Source organism: Vogesella mureinivorans (assembly GCF_007644035.1).
GTDB lineage: Bacteria > Pseudomonadota > Gammaproteobacteria > Burkholderiales > Chromobacteriaceae > Vogesella > Vogesella mureinivorans.
Genome location: NZ_VMTV02000341.1, coordinates 1 through 367 on the forward strand (window position 1 = coordinate 1; position 367 = coordinate 367).

A 367-nucleotide genomic window follows, 5' to 3' on the forward strand; every position below is an offset into this window, starting at 1 on the left:
CGTCAGGGAGCGCAGTCGCGGGTAAGCGCTGGGCATGGAGGGTTGATATTCGGCCTTGAGGTTTCGCCAGGGCGAAGGGGCGCTTGGACAGCGCCGCGAAGGCAGGCTCAGCCCGCTTCCTGCAGCCGCTTGGCCGAGACCACGATGCCGTCCTCGTCGGCATACAGGTAGTCGCCGGGGCGGATGTCGACGCCGCCGATGCGGACCGGCACATCGCGCAGGCCCTGGCCGCTTTTGTCGGTTTTGCGCGGGCAAGTGCCCAGCGCCTTGATGCCGATCTCCAGCTCGGCCAACGCGGCGGAGTCGCGCACGCAGCCGAACAGCACGATGCCTTCCCAGTCGTTCTTGACCGCGAGCGCAGCCAGTT

The 367-nt window shown here is 67.8% G+C and carries 1 protein-coding gene; it reads right to left on the reverse strand.

What is annotated here, in order from left to right; translation table 11 throughout:
- Positions 1-107: 107 nt before the first annotated feature.
- The coding region (locus FLQ44_RS10170) for an RraA family protein (protein WP_500692546.1) at positions 108-367 on the reverse strand (260 nt) is incomplete at its 5' end.